This is a genomic window from Aequorivita viscosa, from assembly GCF_900106795.1.
Taxonomy (GTDB): Bacteria; Bacteroidota; Bacteroidia; order Flavobacteriales; family Flavobacteriaceae; genus Aequorivita; species Aequorivita viscosa.
On the sequence record NZ_FNNS01000003.1, the window covers coordinates 38,768 to 57,302 of the forward strand.

Here is an 18,535-nt window from a genome sequence, read left to right on the forward strand (position 1 = left end):
TTTTCGTTACACTAACAAAAGGTTAGTTTCTTTCACTTTTTTTAAAAAAGAAGTGTACAAAAAGCCTAAGAAATATAGCGAATGAAAATAGCAGGAATAATTACCTTCAACGTTTATATATCTTCTTTAACCTTTATTGCTTAAATTTAAAGAAATTTAGACGATTAAATATGGAGAAAAACCATACGAACAAGATCAATTTAAAAGGATGAAAAAAAGAATCTTAATTCCCATTATTGCCGTTGGTATATTTTTTACCACTGTAAGTTTCAAAAGTGATTTTTTCGAAATTGCGAAACAGATTGAAATCTTTACAACACTTTTCAAGGAATTGAACATGAACTACGTGGACGAGGTTACGCCAGCTACGCTTATGGACAAGGCTATTAAGGGAATGTTGGATGATTTAGATCCTTATACCGTCTATTGGAATGAACAGCAGGTAGAGGACGCTAAAATCAACCAATCTGGTGTTTATACTGGCATTGGAGCAACAGCCAAAAGCAAAAAGGATAAAATTATAATCGTTGAGCCTTATAAAGATTATCCGGCAGATAAAGCTGGTTTGAAAGCTGGTGATGAAATTATTAAAATTGGAAACATTAAAATATCCGATGTCGAAGATGATGCTGGCGAATTACTTAAAGGAGCCCCAGGAACTACCGTGGAAGTTACTTATGTACGGCAAGGAAAAACAAATACAACAACCATTGAACGAAATGCGGTTGAACTAAAAGCAGTTCCATTCTACAAATTGATTGATAACAATATTGGCTATATCGTTCTTTCGCAATTCAACAGAAAAACAACGAAGGAAACCAAAGAAGCACTGATAGATTTAAAATCTCAAGGGGCTACAAAGTTGATTTTAGATTTACGAGGAAACCCTGGAGGACTTTTAAATGAAGCAATTAGTATTGTAAACCTATTTGTGGAAAAGGGACAAGTTATTACCACTACAAAATCTGTAATTTCAAAGTATAACCAAACGTACCTAACTAGAGTTGAACCCGTTGATACTGAAATACCTTTGGTTGTTTTAATAAATGGCCGAAGCGCTTCTGCCAGTGAAATTGTTGCAGGAGGATTGCAAGATTTAGATAGAGCGGTGATTGTAGGCGCACGTAGCTTTGGAAAAGGACTTGTGCAACGTCCAAAAAAACTAACTTATGGCACACAGTTGAAAGTAACAATTTCCCGCTATTATACACCTAGCGGACGTGGTATCCAGGCGCTTGATTATTGGCACAGGGATGAAAATGGCGATCCAATTAGAAAAGATCCAAAAGAATATAATGAGTTTAAAACCAAAGGAGGCAGAACTGTTTACGACGGTGGCGGAATCCTTCCAGATATAGAAATGGCCTCAGCAGTTTTCAGTCCCATAACTACTGCTTTACTAAAAGATGACGCCATTTTTGACTACGCTACAAAGTATTATTACAGTCATCAAATGACCGACTGGAAGAATTTTAAGTTTACAAACAGCGACTTTCAAGATTTCCAGAAGTTTTTAAAGCAAAACAATTTTAATTACGAAACTGAAACAGAAAAGAAATTTGCTGAAGGTTTAAGAATGGCAGAAAACGACGAAATAAGTGAAGATATTAAGGATAGTTACAACCAACTTACAAAAGCGATAAACGCTGCGAAAGACAAGGAAATTGAAGATAAAAAGGTTGAAATAGAAGCCTTATTAAGTGCGGAAATCCTGAAGCGTTATTTCTACAAAGAAGGGTTGTATAATTATCAAATTGAGCACAATCCAGAGATTATGGAAGCTGTTTCTGTGCTGAATGATGAAAAGCGATATACGAAGATTTTGAAGTAATAAATGCATTCCTTCCTAATATTCTTTGAAACTATGCCCGTTTGGATGAAAGCGGGTTGGGTTTTCTTTGTCCTTACTGTTTTCTGGATTCTGGAAGGATATTACAAACTCGTTTTTACGAAATACAATAAATGGAAACACGCAAAAACTAATCTTATTCTCTTAGCATTTGTGATGTTAATCAACTTGTTTTTTGGGATTGCAACAGCTGGAATTTTTTTGTGGTTAGACAATTCGAACTTCGGTTTATTACAACTTATCGATGTACCAGTTTGGTTAGAATTGCTGTTTTCACTTCTCGTTTTAGATTTAATAGCTCAGTATTTTGTGCATTATCTGCTTCACAAAGTACAATGGATGTGGCGGCTTCACACTGTGCATCATTCCGATAAAAATGTAGATGTAACCACAGGCACACGGCATCATCCTTTCGATTTTATTATCCGTGAAACCTTTGCGCTTATTGCAGTTGTTATCTTAGGAATGCCAATTGGATTCTACCTTTTTTACAGAATTTTAAGTGTACTATTTACCTATTTCACCCACGCCAATATTGCACTTCCAAAGAAATTTGACAAAACACTTAGTTTTTTATTCGTAACTCCGAATATGCATAAATTTCATCATCATTATCAAATGCCTTGGACCGATAAAAACTTTGGAAATATGTTCGCTATATGGGATCGACTTTTTGGAACATTCGTTTATGCCGATACTTCAAAAATTAAATATGGTTTAGATATTACAGACCACACAAATGACGAAGATATTTTGGGTCAACTTAAGCTTCCTTTCAACAAAACAATACATTACAAAAATAAATTATAATAGTTAACATAATGTTAACTGCTTGTTTATCAATCTTTTCGTACTTTAGCCGTTATGGTAAAATCAGATAGAGACGAAAACAAGGAGATTCTAGCAGAATCTGTGGCCTATTTAGAGAACCGGGGTTTTGAACACATCCAGGCCGATGTGGAAGGTTATGAAGTCCCAAAATCCTATCATAAAAAAGATAGCGATGTAGTAATTACTCCCGATATTGTTGCTGATAGAGCGGGCGTTAAACATTATTTTGAAATCAGTTTAAAATCGGAAGAACCGCGATTGCTGAAATCAAAATGGCAGTTCTTAGATACCTTAACGCGAATGAGAAATCAGCGTTTTAAAATTATAACACGTCGCGGGCATTACAAGTTTACAGATGAAATGCTGAAAGACCTTAATTTGGAAAAAAACCTTATAAAGCTTTAACCATAGCAATGTGAGGGATTCCATCCTCCAAATAACGATCGCCAATAGTTTTAAAACCGTGGCTTTCGTAAAAAATTACTAAATATGTTTGAGCCGATATTTTTATTTTATCGGCTTTATATTTTGTTTTTATCGCTTTAATCGCTGCTTTGGTTATTTGGTGGCCATAACCGAATTTACGATAATTCTCACGCACCAAAACCCTACCAATAGCGGCTTCGTCAAAATAATCGCTAGCTTTAAAACAACGGGCATAGGCAACTAGAATATCATCTTCCCAACCTAAAATATGTAACGCACGTTCGTCTTTACCATCTATATCTGGATAAACACAATCTTGTTCTACTACAAAAACAGCACTCCGAAGTCGCAATAATTCATATAATTCCCTCTTAGTTAATTCGTCGTAAGTTTTTACTTCAATTTCCATAGTTGTTTATTAAATCAATCTTGAACAATAATATCTTTTGGATCGTCTTTTTGGTGTTCGGGCTGAATGGTTACGTGGTTAATTCCGAATTCATTATAAAGTACCTCTTCAACCTTTGTAAGAACGGTATCAAATTCTGTAAGGGTTACATCTTCATAAAAATCGAGATGTGCTTCTAAATGTGTTTCCTGCTCATTAAGTTGCCATATATGCATATGATGCACATTTTTTATTTCAGGGAACCTACAAATTGCTTCGCTAACTTGTTCCAAACTTAATTCATCTGGAGTAAAAAGCATCAACACTTTGAAAGAGCTTTTCAACAAATCGTACCCCATAAATAATAGGTAAATGGCGATAAGAACCGTTAATATACTGTCTACCCAAAACCATTCAAAATACAACATCAGTAAACCTCCAACCAAGACAGCCACCGAAGCCGCCATATCGGTAAACAAATGCAAATATGCCGAGCGCATATTCATATTGCTTTTTGAATCTTTCGAAAGGAGAAGTACGCTAAATCCATTGACTAAAATTCCTAAAATAGCCAACCAGATTACCAATTTACCTTCAATGGCCGTAGGATTCATAAAACGAATAATCGCTTCATAAATAAGATACACAGCAACAATTATTAACGAAGCCGAATTGACAAATGCAGCAATTATTTCGGCACGTTTATAACCGAATGTTTTTGTAACCGAAGCATCTTTTTTCGAAAATCTATCAGCCACATAACTTACCATAAGCGAAAGCACATCGCTAAAATTGTGAAGCGCATCTGAAAGTAATGACAAACTCCCAGAAACAATTCCGCCAATAACCTGCGCAACCGTGATAATAATATTCAAAAAAATAGAAAGCAGAAGCTTCCTGCCTTTCAAATCAGGATGTGAATGGTTGTGGTTATCTGCGTAGTTATGAGGCATTATTTGAAGTTATGAACAAGCAATCTTCTCTACTCGATTTTTGTGGCGACCGCCTTCAAACTCGGTAGTAAGAAAGGTTTTTACCATTTCAAGAGCTTGCGGTTTACTCGTGAAACGCGCAGGAATACTTAAAATGTTAGCATCGTTATGTTGACGCGCCAAAGCTGCAATTTCTTTGGTCCAACACAAGGCAGAACGAACTTGCTGATGTTTATTAGCAGTCATATTAGCACCATTGCCGCTGCCACAAATTATAATTCCAATATCGACTGTTCCGTTTTCAACATCGCTAGCTACTGGATGCACAAAATCTGGATAATCAACACTAGCGTCAGAATCGGTTCCGTGGTTAATAACAGTGTGTCCTTCCTTTTCTAAAAAAGAAATAATTTCGAATTTGTATTCTGTACCTGCGTGGTCGTTGCCGATGGAAATTTTCATAACTTAAAATTTTTATCAAAGGTAATAATTTAGAAAACAGCAATATTAAGACTACTGATTTTATCAATAATAAAGTGGGAATAATTATTTCTTTCCAAAGTATTTATAAATACACACTAAATTTGGAACTAGGAAACTATTTGATAACCATTTCTTAACCCAGCGTTCATTATTTAGTTAACAAGACTGTTGATATTTGTTTGCTGAATTACAACAAGTAAAATTGCAGATGTCAAAAATTATTACAATAGGCTTAAGTTTATTTAAAAACAAAATATTTCAATCATTTTTTACCGTTCAATTGTGACCAAAATTTTAACCGTTACAAACATGATTTTAATAAAAACTTGTCATAGTTAACTTGTAGGTTTATGTTGTTCACAGTTGTTAATTACTTTCATTATACGTTTATTTTCAATATGTTTAATCGGTCTATCAATGTTGATAACCTACTATTAAATCACCAATAAGTTGATTTCAAAATAAAACATCAAAAAGTTATCCCAGATATTAACAAGCTATAATAAACATCATTTTTCTTTTTAAAATTTATAAAAAAACAAATAATGAAATTATATATGTTGACAACTATAAAAAAATGATTCAGGACAAAAGGATTTAAGATGTACGACTACTTTGTACGAAAAGTGTTTTTACGCGTTGGCCTACACTATTTTTAAATTCGAAGGATGATCCAAACTTTTAATAATTTCTTTAGCAGCATCGATGTCTGCTATATGAACTTGTAGTCGAATACCACCAATAGCGTTAGAGTAGAAGGGAAAAACGCTAATCATTGTTTCATTCAAAAATACATAACGAATACCTTCTTGATCAAAAAGCAATTGCAACACCGCGTATTCTGCTGGATATTGAAATATGGCAATGGTTTCGAAATTATTCATAATATAAATATTAAAACAGGCTGAGAAGGCTTACTAAGGTACTAAATCTTTGCTAATATAAACATGCTATTGCTTGAGAAGTAGTACTTTTACGATTATTACAAAATAAACTATGCCAAAACATAAAAGAAAAAAAAACAATAAAATTGCAAATCTTTCCCAAACCATATTAAATATTCTTCGGAAAGACCATTCTAAACCTTATACCTACAAACAAATTGCTGCTAAACTTCAATTGGACGACCCTAGTAGCAGAAATCAAATTATAAAAAAACTTAAGGATCTTCAAGGAAAAGGCAGTATTCAAGAAATTGAAAGAGGCAAATACATTCTTACGCCTTCACAAAATTATTACACCGGTAAAGTCGATATAGCTGGACGTGGCCAAGGATATATTATTGTTGAAGATTTAGAAGATGACATTTACGTTAGCAGTAAAAATTTAAACAAAGCCTTAAACGGTGATATAGTTGAGGTTTACGTATTTAAACGCAAAAAAGGTGGTAAGACCGAAGGTGAAGTAACTAAAATTATTGAACGAAAACGAACCGAATTTGTTGGAACCATTCAAGTACAAGAAAATTTTGCATTTGTCGACGTAACCGATTATAAAATGTACACCGATATTTTTGTACCGAAAAACAATATAAATGGTGCCAAAAACGGAGAAAAAGTATTGGTGCTAATGGAAGAATGGCCAGCCAAAGCCGATTCTCCTCTAGGTAAAGTTATTAAAGTGTTGGGAATGCCAGGTGAACACAATACCGAAATCCACTCAATCCTCGCACAATATGGACTTCCGTATGAGTTTCCTGCTGAAGTTGAAGACTATGCAAACAAAATCGATACTTCCATAAAGGCTTCGGAAATAAAGAAACGTCGCGATATGCGCGATATTCTTACTTTTACGATAGATCCAAAAGATGCGAAAGATTTTGACGATGCCCTTTCTTTTCAAAAATTAGAAAATGGAAATGTCGAAATTGGAATTCACATTGCCGATGTTTCACATTACGTTACTCCCGGAAACGAACTCGATGACGAAGCGTATGAACGCGCAACCTCAGTTTACTTAGTAGATAGAGTGGTGCCGATGCTTCCGGAAATTCTTTCAAATAACGCTTGTTCGCTACGACCACACGAAGAAAAATATACTTTTTCAGCTGTTTTTGAAATGAATCAGAAAGCTGAAATTGTAAAGCAATGGTTTGGGAAAACGGTGACGCTTAGCGATACTCGTTTTGCGTATGAAGAAGCCCAACACATCATTGAAACAAATGTCACTTCGAGCGCAGTCGAGAAGTCTTTGAACCTCACTATTCCTTCAGACATTTCAATCACAGATACCGAATACACGGTTCAACCTGAAATTGCCGATGCTGTTTTAGAAATGGATAGGCTTGCTAAAAAGTTACGTTCAAGACGAATGCGAGCGGGTGCTATCTCTTTTGATAAAGTGGAAGTGAAGTTTATTTTGGACGAAAAAAGCAATCCTACAGGTGTTTACTTCAAAGAAAGTAAAGATGCCAATAAATTGATTGAGGAATTTATGCTTTTAGCAAATAGAAGTGTAGCTGAATTTATCGGAAAACAAAATCCTAAAAAGACATTCGTCTATCGAGTTCACGATGAACCAGATGATGAAAAAATTGCGGCTTTGGAAAATATTATCAGACGTTTTGGTTATAAACTAGATACCAAAGACCGTCATTCTACAGCAACTTCAATGAACAAACTTTTAAAAGATGTTCACGGTAAAAAAGAACAGAATTTAATCGATACCCTTACTATTAGAAGTATGAGTAAGGCTCTATATACTACTAATAATATAGGCCATTACGGTTTGGCGTTTGATTATTACACACATTTTACTTCACCAATTCGTCGTTATCCAGATATTATGGTGCATCGATTGTTGCAGCATTATTTAGACGAAGGAAAATCTGCTAATCAAGAAGATTACGAAGAAAGATGTTCACACAGTAGCGATATGGAAAACCTTGCTACAAGTGCAGAGCGTGATAGCATTAAATATATGCAAATCAAATACATGCAAGATCATCAAGACGAAGATTTCTTGGGTGTAATTTCTGGTGTAACTGAATGGGGAATTTATATTGAAATTATTTCAAACAAATGTGAAGGAATGGTCCGCTTACAAGATATGCAGGACGACCGCTATGACTTTGACAGGGACGAATACGCCGTTATTGGGCAACGTACCAAAAAAGTATATACACTCGGCGATGAAGTATATGTAAGAGTAAAAAATGCCGATTTAGTGAAGAAACACCTAGATTTTTCGATGTTAGGGCATCGTGAAGAAGCATAATTTTTAATTACAATTACGAATTTCTAAAAAGTACAAAACTTAAAAAGCTTTGTACTTTTTTTGCGTGGTGTTTTAACCGTCCAATTTACTAGATGATGCTTAGCATAATTTTCAATTTGAGACTAAAAGCGCTTATTCCCACAATCTCTCCCCTACAACTACATTATCTTTAAAAACTTTGTACTTTTACCCGACTATGTTTGACGGATTACTCTACGCAGCATTTTACGGATTTCTATTAGCCTTTGCTGTAGGACCAGTCTTTTTTACCTTAATAGAAACAGCTATTACAAAGGGTATTAGAGCGGCTATTTTCTTTGATCTGGGAGCATTATTTGCAGATATTGTTTTCATTCTCATTGCGTTTTACAGTACAAGTAGAATATTAGAACAGGTTAAAAACGACCCCGGACTTTTAATATTTGGCGGTGCAATACTTATAGCGTATGGTATTATTTCGTACATCCGTACCAATAAATCTATCTTTAAAATAGTTCGCGAACACTATGCGGTTAACGTTAAAAAGAATCTTGGCGGATTATTTTTAAAAGGATTTCTTCTAAATTTTGTAAATTTTGGTGTCTTAGCTGGATGGATTGGAGTGCTTATTATGGCAAATGCACTTACTACTTCAGACAATGGTATTTTTGTATTTGTTTCAACTGTTTTAATAGCTCTTTTTGTAACCGATTTATTAAAAATGGTTCTGGCCAAACGACTTAAAAATAAAATGACGCCACGTTTTATCTTCAAAACAAAAAAGTGGGTAAGTATTTTAATACTAGCTTTCGGCGTTTTACTACTGTTTCAAGGTATTTTCCCAAAAGGAATGGAAGCTGGTCTTGAACGAATTCCGGGGCAAGAACAACCTTTGGAAAAACCAATTCCACCTGTTGAAGTTCCACAATAAAAAAACCTAACAAGTTTCTAAAACCTGTTAGGTTAAGTAATGGTTGAGGCATCGAGCGGACTCGAACCGCTGTAGCAGCTTTTGCAGAGCTGAGCCTAGCCACTCGGCCACGATGCCCTAAATTCTCATCAAAGATTTTCTTTAATGAGAGTGCAAATATAAAATTTTAAGTTGAATTGAACCATTTTTATTGAAATTTAGCGTTTCATCTTCATGCTAACGCTAACTTCTGCTACATCACCACCAATAGGTGGGTTAACTTTTGCTACAGATACTTTCACTTCGCTTACCCTCTCAATTTTTTGTAATACCGAAGTCATTATCCGTCGTGCTACGTGTTCTAATAATTTAGATCGAGTAGCCATTTCGTCTTTTACAATAGTTTGCAATTGCACATAATCTACCGTGTCATGGAGCGAATCGCTTTTTGAAGCGTGCGATAAATCGGCTTTTACTTCTAAATTAACTATGTAATCGGAGCCAATTTTGCTTTCTTCTACTAAACATCCGTGAAAGGCATAAACACGTATGTTCTTTAATTTTATACTGTCCAATTTTTTATGTGTTGGTTTCCGAAGACAAAAGTAATATAAATGCACGCTACAGGTATCGATTCTTTCAAATTCCTTCAAATTCAGAAGTAGTAATTGTTCACTTTGCATAAAGCGCTTATTTGTTTATAATGAAATCCATTGCATGGTATTTTTTGGTAAATTTGCGCTCTCATAAATTCACATATGGAAAAAGAAGCTGCACCACTCAATTTTATTGAGCATATTATAGAAGATGACTTGCGAAATGGATATAAAAAAGAACAATTATGTTTCCGTTTTCCGCCAGAACCAAATGGTTACTTGCACATAGGCCATGCATCCTCAATTTGCTTAAATTTTGGTTTGGGTGAAAAATATAACGCTCCCGTAAATCTTCGTTTTGACGATACCAATCCTGCAAAAGAGGAGCAAGAATTTGTTGATGCCATAAAACGCGACATTTCTTGGTTGGGCTATGAATGGGCAACCGAATGTTATGCTTCAGATTATTTTCAACAGTTGTACGACTGGGCTGTAGCGATGGTTAAAGACGGAAAAGCCTATGTAGATTCACAAACTTCTGAAGCCATTGCAGAACAAAAGGGAACTCCAAATACGCCCGGAAAACCAAGTCCGTTTAGAGATCGTTCTGTTGAAGAAAACCTCGATTTGTTTGAAAAAATGAAGAACGGCGAAACCAAAGAAGGAGAACACGTGCTTCGCGCAAAAATAAATATGGAATCGCCAAATATGTTAATGCGCGATCCTGTTATGTATCGAACCGTAAACAAATCGCACCACCGTACAGGAACAGAATGGAAAATATTCCCGATGTATGATTGGACACACGGCGAAAGCGATTATATCGAACAAGTATCACATTCCTTTTGTACGCTCGAATTCCTGCCGCACAGAGAGCTTTACGATTGGTTTTTAGACCAAGTGGTCGATAAGGATAAATTGCGCCCTAAACAGCGCGAATTTGCTCGAAGAAACTTAAGTCATACAGTAGTGAGCAAACGAAAACTGGCCCAATTAGTATCGGCAGGAATCGTAACTGGCTGGGATGATCCGCGTATGCCTACAATTTCTGGTTTGCGTAGAAGAGGTTATACTCCAGAATCTATTAAAAACTTCGCAGATAGTATTGGCGTTGGAAAGCGTGAAAACTTGATTGATGTTTCGCATTTAGAATTTAATGTGCGTGAAGATTTAAATAAGAAAGTCCCACGTATTATGGTTGTTCTAGATCCTGTAAAGCTAATAATAGATAATTATCCAGAAGGACAAACTGAAATGCTTGAAGCCGAAAACAATCAAGAAGATGAAAGCGCAGGAAACAGGGAAGTTCCTTTTTCAAAAGAATTGTTGATTGAAAGAGAAGACTTTAAAGCAGAAGCAAATCGCAAGTTTTTTAGATTGACTATCGGAAAAGAGGTTCGTCTTAAAAATGCCTATATTATTAAAGGCGAAAGTGTAGTGAAAGATGCCAACGGTAACATCACTGAAATTCACTGTACCTACGATCCAGATAGTAAAAGTGGAAGCGGTTCTGAAGCTTCACTTAGAAAAGTAAAGGGAACTTTGCATTGGGTGTCTGCAGCACACGCCTTGCCTGTTGAAGTTCGTTTGTACGACCGACTTTTTACTGAAGCATCGCCAGATACCAATAAAGAAAAGGATTTTATGGAATTTGTAAATCCAAATTCGTTAGAGGTTATTACGGGTTATGCAGAACCGAGTATTAAAGATTCGCAACCTGAAGATAAATTCCAATTTCAACGTTTGGGCTATTTTGTAGTAGATAGAGATACTACTGCCGATAATATTGTATTTAATCGTACAGTGCCTTTACGCGACTCTTGGGCGAAACTTTCGTAGTAATATAAGTATTATCTATTTCCTTTTTTCGCTTTAAAACTAGTTAAAACGGCTTTTACGGTGTGATCTTTCAGTATTCGTCGTGGGGTTGAAAATCCATGGGTTCTAACCGATGAACTTATCCAAAAATACTTGTCTTTGGTAGGAAACGATTTGTGCATTATATCGTAATCTGTATAATTTGATGAAATAGCCAAATTAGGCTGTTCTTCAAGGATTTTCGCTATTTTTTCAAGTACGATATTTCGTTTTTCTGCAGTCATTTCTGTTAAGCCATATGGCAAATAATAACTCGTTCTAAATCCCGCAGCAGAGAATATTGATAATGCCTCTGGATAACGTGTTTCAACAAGCACTTTCTCCAGAGGATATTTTTTTTCTAAAAATAATTTAGTCAGTTTTTGAAGTATTTCTTCTTTATTATCAAAATTCAAATTCTTTATATCCAACCACATATAGGGCTTTTCTTTAGAATTTATAAAGGACAGGTATTTTTCTAAATTCAAATTAATTGAAGGAGCTGGCGGATGGGTTACGTCCAGAATATTTTTTTGAGCATCGTAAACTAAATCCAACTCAACGCCTTTAAAATATTTTAATGCACTTTCCAACTTTTCAGTGCTATTTACCCGATGAGCCCAAATTTTGTCGTAATAACCAAGATATTCTATTTTGTAAGGGGAATAACGATATAACGTTCCCAATAGCAGTACGGAAAGAAATACAATAACAAGAACAATAATTCTTTTACCTGTTATCATAATCCTCCTGCTTTTTATGTCTATTTATCCACCTGGTTCGTTCTTGAAAACCTTGATTAAAAACACTTCGAGTGCTATCTATTAAGTTAAATTGTATGTTGCTCAATTCTGAAAAACTATGGATAAAATCTTCCAAATTATACCTTCTGTTTGAATAGCTTTTTACTTCTGAAAATGTTGAAATTTGGTTCTTGTATTCAGATGATAACCAGACTATAAACGGGATTTCGTGCATTGGGGGAGTCGCAAAGTATTCGTTATGGCCCATTAAATCCATCGTGTCGTACACTTCATCGCCGTGATCTGAAAAATAAACAACATAGCTCGGTTTGTTTTCTTTTCGCACCGTTTCAATTATTTCCCTTACTACAAAATCATTGTAGCGGATGGCATTGTCGTATTCATTAATAATGTTTTTATTAGATGCATTTGAGAACGCCGTTTCAACAGGTTTTCCATTAAAATAAGCAAACTGTTCGGGATATCTCTTTTTGTAGTCGCTATGCGTTCCGATAAGGTGAATAAAAATCATCTTTTTAGACTCTTTTTGATTCAAAATACTTTCAAGTTTTGGGAATATATTTTCGTCATAAATATTGCTAGTATAATCGTCTGTGGCTAATAAGAACTTTTGATCTGCTGCATTCCCAATTAAGGTTGACATGCTTTCGTGAAGCCCCACAGGGCGTTGATTCGATAACCAATAGGTTGTAAATCCTGCCTGATTTGCCAGCTGAACAACCGAGGCATTTTCCTCTTTATTTGGTTCAGTATAATCTGAAAGGGTCAGAATTTTATCGAGTGCCAGGATTGTGTGAACATTGGGTGTTATAACGTCGTTAAAAACAATTAATTCGTCTTGTATTTCGGTTAGTAGGGGGTTGGTTTCACGTTCGTATCCATAAAGTTGCATATGCAATCGGGAGGTCGATTCGCCTATAATTACAACATAGGTTTGCGGAGTTTCTAGCGTAGAAGTGACTTCTAAAATTTCACTTTCACTTTTCGCTAATGTCTTTTTTAAAATAGCTTTTGTGGCTTGATAATCTGAATAGGAAGCGACGCTAGTGTAAATAATATTATGCTCGCTAAACTTCTTATGTATCACAAAGGCCGCCAATATTATAGTAAAGATTAAAAGAAACTTCCATTTTATGTCTTTCACTCGTTCTATCAGCAGTGGATTTATTTTTCGTTTTAACACAAATGGTAGCACTACAATCCAAGGAATAAATAATATTCCTGCAAGAAGTAATACTGGGGTATCTAAGTAATAACTCAAAAACTCTTTCGACTCTTCTGTGTTTGTTTCAAAAATTACAAACAATGCAGATCCGCTTAACTTTACGCCATAATGATAATAGAAGGTGAGTTTTATAAACGCTAAGGCAGAAAGTAAAAAGCTTGCAATTATCAAAAACCACTTTTGAATCCGGGTGTTCGATATTAGGATGTACGTACAAAATACAATAGCTGAAAAGAGCCCAAAAGCTATCACTTCTTTTAAAAATGGTTTGAAATACGGAATTAAGAACCAGCCTGCAATTGTTACAACTACGAGCGGATAAAAAAGTATGAAACCGAAGTTTCTAAAAAGTGTTTTGATGATTTTCAAACTTTTGATGAATTGGAAAAATCAAAGTTACTATCATTTTGATGATTTTTGGTTTCTATTTATTGATGATTATCTCGTAACCACTTCTATCAAATAATATATTTATCGTTTTATCGATTAGAATTGACCTTTATTTCTATTTTTTATGATTATCTTGGGTAAGGTAATAGATTATTAACCACTTATTAACAACAACAGGAAGCTTCGTTATGTATCTTTGACATTATTAACTAAATATAATTGAAACTATGACATCAAATACAGGACAGACTTTAGTAGCCTTATTAACAGGAGCAATAATTGGAGCAGGAATCGGAATTCTTTATGCGCCAGATAAAGGGTCAAACACCCGCGATAAACTTAGTAAAGAAGCTAAGAAAACTCAAAAAAAATTAAACCAGCAGCTAAAAGAAACTACGCACAACCTTAGTGAAAAAGCACAAACTGCTCGCGTTAGTTTTGAGGAAAAATTGAATGAAACACTTTCTTCTGCAAGCTATAAAGCCGATGAAATTTTATTGGCAATGGAAGATAAATTGGAAGCGTTAAGAAAGCAAAACGCTAAACTTCAAATAGATTCTTCTAAAGGGAAAACCACAGCATAATAATGTTCGACGACCTTACAAAAAGTTTACACGATGTAACAGATAAAATTGAAGATTTCGGGCTGAGTACTGTTGAGTATTACAAACTCCGCTTGTTTAAATCGTCAATGAAAGGAGCTATTTCATTGGTCAATCTACTTGTTTTTGGTAGTTTGTCACTGTTTGTTTTGCTCTTCCTTTCCATTGGCGCTGCAATGTGGTTAGGGACATTTTTTGAAGAAGGTTATGTTGGTTTCCTATTGATTGGTGCACTTTACGGAGTAGCCCTAATCTGTATGTTTGTTTTTGGAAGGAAAATTATTGAAAGAAAAATGCTTCAAAAATCTTCTGGACTGTTTTATGATGAAGACGATATAGATCCTAAAGAAGCAGCACAGCGAGAAATTGCCGATTTTGTAGCAAGGAGAAAAGAGGAAACAATATTGAATGATACATTAGAGGAGGAAACTGTTTCAAGATAATTTTTGAAATAAATGAATTGTTCCACTTTACTTTTAAAAATAAATTTAAATACGGATGAAACGATATAGCACTTTTGAAGAAATCGAAAGGGATTTAAAATATCTTCGACTTAAAAAGAAGATTGATAGAGAGGAAGTTAAACTCGGTGTGAAACAAAGTCGAGAAATGATTAAAGAAACTCTTTCCCCTGTAAATATTGTAGCTAACGTCGTAGGGTCTATTGTGAAAAAAGCCTTTGTGCTTAAAGTTGTAGATGTCTTGATAGGCAGTACAATGAAGAGGAAATAACATTAAACCTTAATTGGTTTACCACAAGAATTACCAGATCTTTCCCGAATCAAAACCAAACCGTCTTGAATAAAATTCAAGACGGTTTATTATTTTAAGATTATTCGCAAATGCCGTCTGTTGTACAGCTTTGTCCTTGGGTAACCTCTAATTTTGTTTCTGGATTTTGCTTTCTCCATTCAGCAAAAGCTACTTTTAAATTTTCTAAAAAGGCTTGTGCAGGTTGTGCTCCAGAAACTCCATATTTTCTATCTATTACAAAAAATGGAACTCCTTGCACTCCAACTCGCTGGGCTTCTTGAATGTCTTGATTAACTAAGGTTGCATATTTTTCATCCGAAAAAATTGTATTAATTTCTGCTTCATCTAATCCAATATCTTTTCCTAATTGAACTAAGGTAGCTTTATCGGCAATGTTTTTTCCTTCAGTGAAAAACGCACGGAATAACCTTTCTTCGGCTTCGTTGCCTAAAGCTTTTGTTTTTGCAAGCTGTATTAGTTTGTGGGCATTTAGCGAATTTACCATTACCGCCTTGTCAAAATTATATTCTAAACCCACTTGTTTTGCAGATTGAGTAACATTTTCAAGCATTCCTTTTACTTGTTCTGGACTCATATTTTTACGCGTCACCAGATAATCGTGATAGCTTTCTTCTGCTATTTCAGGAATGGAAGGGTCTAACAAGAAGCTTTTCCAAACTACGTCAATATGCTTTTTATATTCAAATTGTTCAAGTGCAGTTTCAAAATTTCTTTTTCCGATATAGCAAAATGGGCACATTACATCGCTCCAAATTTCTACTTTCATTTTGTTTTCCATTGTTGTTTTATTTATTGAATTAACTTTTTATTCTTACCAGTTTCTAACCGAATTAACTCCATCATTAAAATAATTCTGATAGTCGAAAACCCTGATTTTTCGTAAGTTGGTAAAGATACGACTGCTTTTAAGTATTGTCTAAACTCTACTTTGATTTAACCTTTATTTGACTATTTTTAATAGAAATTGAAGGGTATTTGATAGGATTTAAATAGATATGATTTTTTATTGAATCAGAAACGTTTTAAAATTTCGGCTGTTCCAACGCCTAATTCGTGTTTAGAGCCGTTGTTCTTCAAAACGGTTTCAATTGCACCTATAGTTGCGAGTAAATCCGCTTTGTTTACGGATCCCATATGTCAAATTCTAAAGTATTTGGTTTTTAGTTCGGGCAACAGACCTCCTGCGAATATAATGCCTTGCTGATTTGTTTCTTTTAGAAAAGTAGCTGCGTCTATTTTACTCGGATATAAGGGTGCTGTCAAGGTGTTTGAAGCTACTGCTTCATTTTTAGACAATAACTCCAGTCCAAGGGCTCTAATTGCCGCACGCATCGCTTTGCCAGCTCTTTGGTGTCGGGCAAAGCGATTGTTTAAGCCTTAGTTGACAATAAGCTGTAAACTTTTCTCTAAAGCCATTATCAGATTAACGGGTGGCGTACCAAAATACGAAGCTTGTTTGTTTTCATAAGCCTTCATTATCGGCAGCCAATTAGCCCAATCGCCATAGTAATTAGCAACGGGATTTTTGCGCTGTTCAAAGGTTTTCATTGCATTTTGTGAGGCAACTAAAAGAGCCAAGCCAGGAGGCACGCCAACTGCTTTTTGCGAGGCGGTGACTACCACATCAATTCCCCAGGCTTCTTGTTTAATTTCTTCACCAGCAACAGAACAAACTCCATCGAGAACCGTGAGCACATTGTGTTTTTTACCTAAGGCGCCTATGCTTTTTGCATTGTTTAAAACGGCTGTTGAAGTATCAACATGAGTGAAGGTTAAAAGTTTATACTTTTTGGATTTCAGTTGTTCTTCGATGAGATCCATAGGGACAATGTCGCCCACTTGTGCTTCAAGTATATCGACATCGGCGCCGTATCGTTTTAGGATTTCAGCAAAGCGAAGTCCGAAGTATCCTGTAGAGATTACAAGCGCTTTATCGCCAGTTTCAATAAGGTTTGCCGCTGCCATATCCATTGCCAGTGTTCCTGTGCCTGCTACGATGAAGGCTTGTCCAGATTCACTTTGACAAACCGCTTTCAACAATTTGAGACTATTCGAAAAAACACTTATAAAGTCGGGGTTAACGTGGCTCGGAGTGGGAACAGCCATGGATAGCATAACTTCACTTTCAAATTCTATGGGACCTGGAATCATTAATAGTTTTCTCGATTTCATCTCTATTGTTTTAATTGTTGTTATTCAATTTCCTTGTACGGTGAGCGAAGCTTAAGCAGCTAAATTCGAATGAATACAGTAGAGTAAACTGGTTAGAAAATGGACTGATATTTCAGAAAAATTGTTCACTACTCTGTTTTATAAAATTTACAATGGTTTAAAATGAATTTCGACATTTGGTAGTCTGGTTGATTCGCTTTTTCCGGAGACTAATATCAATAACAATTTACTGTTGTTCAGAGATGTAATTCTTGAAGTAATTTTCCCATCAACTGATAATTCTATATACTTATCTTCAGGTTGATATTTCCAAAACCCTGTTCGTACTGTACCGTCATCTTCAATTATTGCTAAACTACCATTTTCTTTGAATAAAAGGTCAAAATCTTTGGCTCCGGGCATTTGTACTATTTTCTCAGAACCCATCATTCCAAATTCAATTTCCCATTGCTTGCTTAAAACGGTTGCTACTTCCGACTCGGTCAATTTTACGTTTTGAGCGAACAGGGAAACATTAACCCCAATCAACAATCCAAGAAAGCATAAGAAGTTTTTCATTTATTAAAAAGGGTTTACTTTAAGTCATTAGGTGGTGGTGGAATAAACTTATATTTTCTGAATACAGGATCAGTTTTTTCTAAATACGATCTATACCCACTTAAAAACCAATCTATTATTGATTTAGATTTATATATAAGTTTTGTGTTGCTGTAGAAAGGGTTACCATCTTTTAGGGTAATAATTGTAGTTAACACAAAGTAGTAATTGGCTCGATTAAAGTCTTCATTAGTTCTTTTTGGCAATGCTTTAAAGGCAAATAGCGTCAATTGTAATTCGTCCGGTTTATCTGCAGGGAAAAAGATAGGGAGTATGTGGTTTTCAGAAATTAGGTCATTAAACGTTAATTTTTCACCAGCATTAAGCTGTTCCAGAATTTGAAAATCAGTATCGGCTATGTTGAATTTTTCAGAAAATTTTGCTGCATTTAAAGGTTGGGCCAGTGAGTATACTGCACGACTAACATCATTATTGATTTTATCGAATTCATTTTGAGTAAAGTCTTGAGCATAAATATTTACTGTAAAAAGCAACTGTAAAACTAGAAGCAGGGTTTTCATATAAAATCTATATTGGGGCTTAT

The 18,535-nt window shown here is 35.1% G+C and carries 22 protein-coding genes and 1 tRNA gene; 9 read left to right on the forward strand and 14 right to left on the reverse strand.

What is annotated here, in order from left to right; all coding sequences use genetic code 11:
* The first annotated feature begins 208 nt into the window (after window positions 1–208).
* Genes BLW28_RS02145 through BLW28_RS02155 form a run of 3 tightly spaced genes read left to right on the forward strand, consistent with a single transcriptional unit; the run spans window position 209 to window position 3,085 of the window.
* Window positions 209–1,831 carry a S41 family peptidase gene (locus BLW28_RS02145; protein WP_073214712.1) on the forward strand — a complete coding sequence of 541 codons (1,623 nt, stop codon included), beginning with the start codon at window positions 209–211 and terminating at the stop codon, window positions 1,829–1,831.
* A gap of 3 nt (window positions 1,832–1,834) precedes the next feature.
* Complete coding sequence (locus tag BLW28_RS02150) at window positions 1,835–2,659, forward strand: sterol desaturase family protein (protein ID WP_073214715.1); 825 nt, start codon at window positions 1,835–1,837, stop codon at window positions 2,657–2,659.
* 54 nt (window positions 2,660–2,713) lie between these two features.
* On the forward strand, window positions 2,714–3,085 hold the full coding sequence (locus tag BLW28_RS02155) for a hypothetical protein (protein ID WP_073214718.1): 372 nt from the start codon (window positions 2,714–2,716) through the stop codon (window positions 3,083–3,085).
* On the opposite strand, the gene BLW28_RS02160 is transcribed toward BLW28_RS02155, so the two are convergent.
* The 4 genes from BLW28_RS02160 to BLW28_RS02175 form a co-directional block, all read right to left on the reverse strand.
* Window positions 3,072–3,515 (reverse strand): GNAT family N-acetyltransferase, encoded by a 444-nt coding sequence (locus BLW28_RS02160; protein WP_073214719.1) that lies wholly within the window; start codon window positions 3,513–3,515, stop codon window positions 3,072–3,074. The genes BLW28_RS02155 and BLW28_RS02160 overlap by 14 nt on opposite strands.
* Window positions 3,516–3,529: 14 nt before the next feature.
* The gene (locus tag BLW28_RS02165; RefSeq protein ID WP_073214722.1) at window positions 3,530–4,447 is read right to left on the reverse strand and encodes a cation diffusion facilitator family transporter; all 918 of its coding nucleotides are present in this window, start codon (window positions 4,445–4,447) and stop codon (window positions 3,530–3,532) included.
* A gap of 9 nt (window positions 4,448–4,456) precedes the next feature.
* The gene (rpiB, locus tag BLW28_RS02170; protein WP_073214725.1) at window positions 4,457–4,888 is read right to left on the reverse strand and encodes a ribose 5-phosphate isomerase B; all 432 of its coding nucleotides are present in this window, start codon (window positions 4,886–4,888) and stop codon (window positions 4,457–4,459) included.
* A gap of 665 nt (window positions 4,889–5,553) precedes the next feature.
* Complete coding sequence (locus BLW28_RS02175; protein WP_073214727.1) at window positions 5,554–5,793, reverse strand: DUF2007 domain-containing protein; 240 nt, start codon at window positions 5,791–5,793, stop codon at window positions 5,554–5,556.
* 112 nt (window positions 5,794–5,905) lie between these two features.
* On the opposite strand from BLW28_RS02175, the gene rnr reads away from it, so the two are divergent.
* A complete protein-coding gene (gene rnr / locus BLW28_RS02180) occupies window positions 5,906–8,125 on the forward strand; it encodes a ribonuclease R (RefSeq protein ID WP_073214730.1) in 2,220 nt (739 codons plus the stop codon).
* Between the two features lie 178 nt (window positions 8,126–8,303).
* Window positions 8,304–9,035, forward strand: a complete 732-nt coding sequence (locus BLW28_RS02185; RefSeq protein WP_317042261.1) for a LysE family translocator — start codon at window positions 8,304–8,306, stop codon at window positions 9,033–9,035.
* A 46-nt stretch (window positions 9,036–9,081) separates the two neighbouring features.
* On the opposite strand, the gene BLW28_RS02190 is transcribed toward BLW28_RS02185, so the two are convergent.
* Window positions 9,082–9,152: transfer RNA gene (locus tag BLW28_RS02190), tRNA-Cys, on the reverse strand.
* A gap of 80 nt (window positions 9,153–9,232) precedes the next feature.
* Window positions 9,233–9,589 (reverse strand): dihydroneopterin aldolase, encoded by a 357-nt coding sequence (gene folB / locus BLW28_RS02195; RefSeq protein WP_073215102.1) that lies wholly within the window; start codon window positions 9,587–9,589, stop codon window positions 9,233–9,235.
* Between the two features lie 183 nt (window positions 9,590–9,772).
* Here folB and BLW28_RS02200 point away from each other — a divergent pair, with 183 nt between their 5' ends.
* Window positions 9,773–11,449 (forward strand): glutamine--tRNA ligase/YqeY domain fusion protein, encoded by a 1,677-nt coding sequence (locus tag BLW28_RS02200; RefSeq protein WP_073214735.1) that lies wholly within the window; start codon window positions 9,773–9,775, stop codon window positions 11,447–11,449.
* Window positions 11,450–11,460: 11 nt separating this feature from the next.
* Here the strand turns inward: BLW28_RS02200 and BLW28_RS02205 are convergent, their stop codons facing one another.
* Both BLW28_RS02205 and BLW28_RS02210 read right to left on the reverse strand, forming a co-directional pair.
* Window positions 11,461–12,210, reverse strand: coding sequence for a hypothetical protein (locus BLW28_RS02205; protein ID WP_073214738.1), 750 nt, complete (start codon window positions 12,208–12,210; stop codon window positions 11,461–11,463).
* Window positions 12,197–13,825: a sulfatase-like hydrolase/transferase gene (locus BLW28_RS02210; protein WP_073214741.1), complete on the reverse strand. Its 1,629-nt coding sequence runs from the start codon at window positions 13,823–13,825 to the stop codon at window positions 12,197–12,199. The genes BLW28_RS02205 and BLW28_RS02210 overlap by 14 nt, the downstream gene beginning before the upstream one ends.
* A gap of 248 nt (window positions 13,826–14,073) precedes the next feature.
* Between BLW28_RS02210 and BLW28_RS02215 the strand changes: the two genes are divergently transcribed.
* The 3 genes from BLW28_RS02215 to BLW28_RS02225 are packed head-to-tail and all read left to right on the forward strand — an operon-like array spanning window position 14,074 to window position 15,180.
* The gene (locus BLW28_RS02215; protein WP_073214744.1) at window positions 14,074–14,430 is read left to right on the forward strand and encodes a YtxH domain-containing protein; all 357 of its coding nucleotides are present in this window, start codon (window positions 14,074–14,076) and stop codon (window positions 14,428–14,430) included.
* Window positions 14,431–14,432: 2 nt separating this feature from the next.
* Window positions 14,433–14,891: a hypothetical protein gene (locus tag BLW28_RS02220; protein ID WP_073214748.1), complete on the forward strand. Its 459-nt coding sequence runs from the start codon at window positions 14,433–14,435 to the stop codon at window positions 14,889–14,891.
* A 55-nt stretch (window positions 14,892–14,946) separates the two neighbouring features.
* Complete coding sequence (locus tag BLW28_RS02225; RefSeq protein ID WP_073214750.1) at window positions 14,947–15,180, forward strand: DUF6327 family protein; 234 nt, start codon at window positions 14,947–14,949, stop codon at window positions 15,178–15,180.
* 100 nt (window positions 15,181–15,280) lie between these two features.
* Here BLW28_RS02225 and BLW28_RS02230 read toward each other — a convergent pair whose 3' ends face one another.
* The 6 genes from BLW28_RS02230 to BLW28_RS02245 form a co-directional block, all read right to left on the reverse strand.
* Window positions 15,281–16,000, reverse strand: coding sequence for a DsbA family oxidoreductase (locus BLW28_RS02230; RefSeq protein WP_083540655.1), 720 nt, complete (start codon window positions 15,998–16,000; stop codon window positions 15,281–15,283).
* Between the two features lie 233 nt (window positions 16,001–16,233).
* Complete coding sequence (locus BLW28_RS16040; protein ID WP_262481093.1) at window positions 16,234–16,356, reverse strand: hypothetical protein; 123 nt, start codon at window positions 16,354–16,356, stop codon at window positions 16,234–16,236.
* Between the two features lie 3 nt (window positions 16,357–16,359).
* Complete coding sequence (locus tag BLW28_RS15945) at window positions 16,360–16,554, reverse strand: hypothetical protein (RefSeq protein WP_234946432.1); 195 nt, start codon at window positions 16,552–16,554, stop codon at window positions 16,360–16,362.
* Between the two features lie 45 nt (window positions 16,555–16,599).
* Entirely contained in the window at window positions 16,600–17,394 is a 795-nt protein-coding gene (locus tag BLW28_RS02235; protein WP_234946433.1) for a pyridoxal-phosphate-dependent aminotransferase family protein, read from the reverse strand.
* 147 nt (window positions 17,395–17,541) lie between these two features.
* The gene (locus BLW28_RS02240) at window positions 17,542–17,952 is read right to left on the reverse strand and encodes a hypothetical protein (protein WP_073214753.1); all 411 of its coding nucleotides are present in this window, start codon (window positions 17,950–17,952) and stop codon (window positions 17,542–17,544) included.
* Between the two features lie 14 nt (window positions 17,953–17,966).
* Entirely contained in the window at window positions 17,967–18,512 is a 546-nt protein-coding gene (locus tag BLW28_RS02245; protein WP_073214756.1) for a hypothetical protein, read from the reverse strand.
* Window positions 18,513–18,535 lie beyond the last annotated feature (23 nt).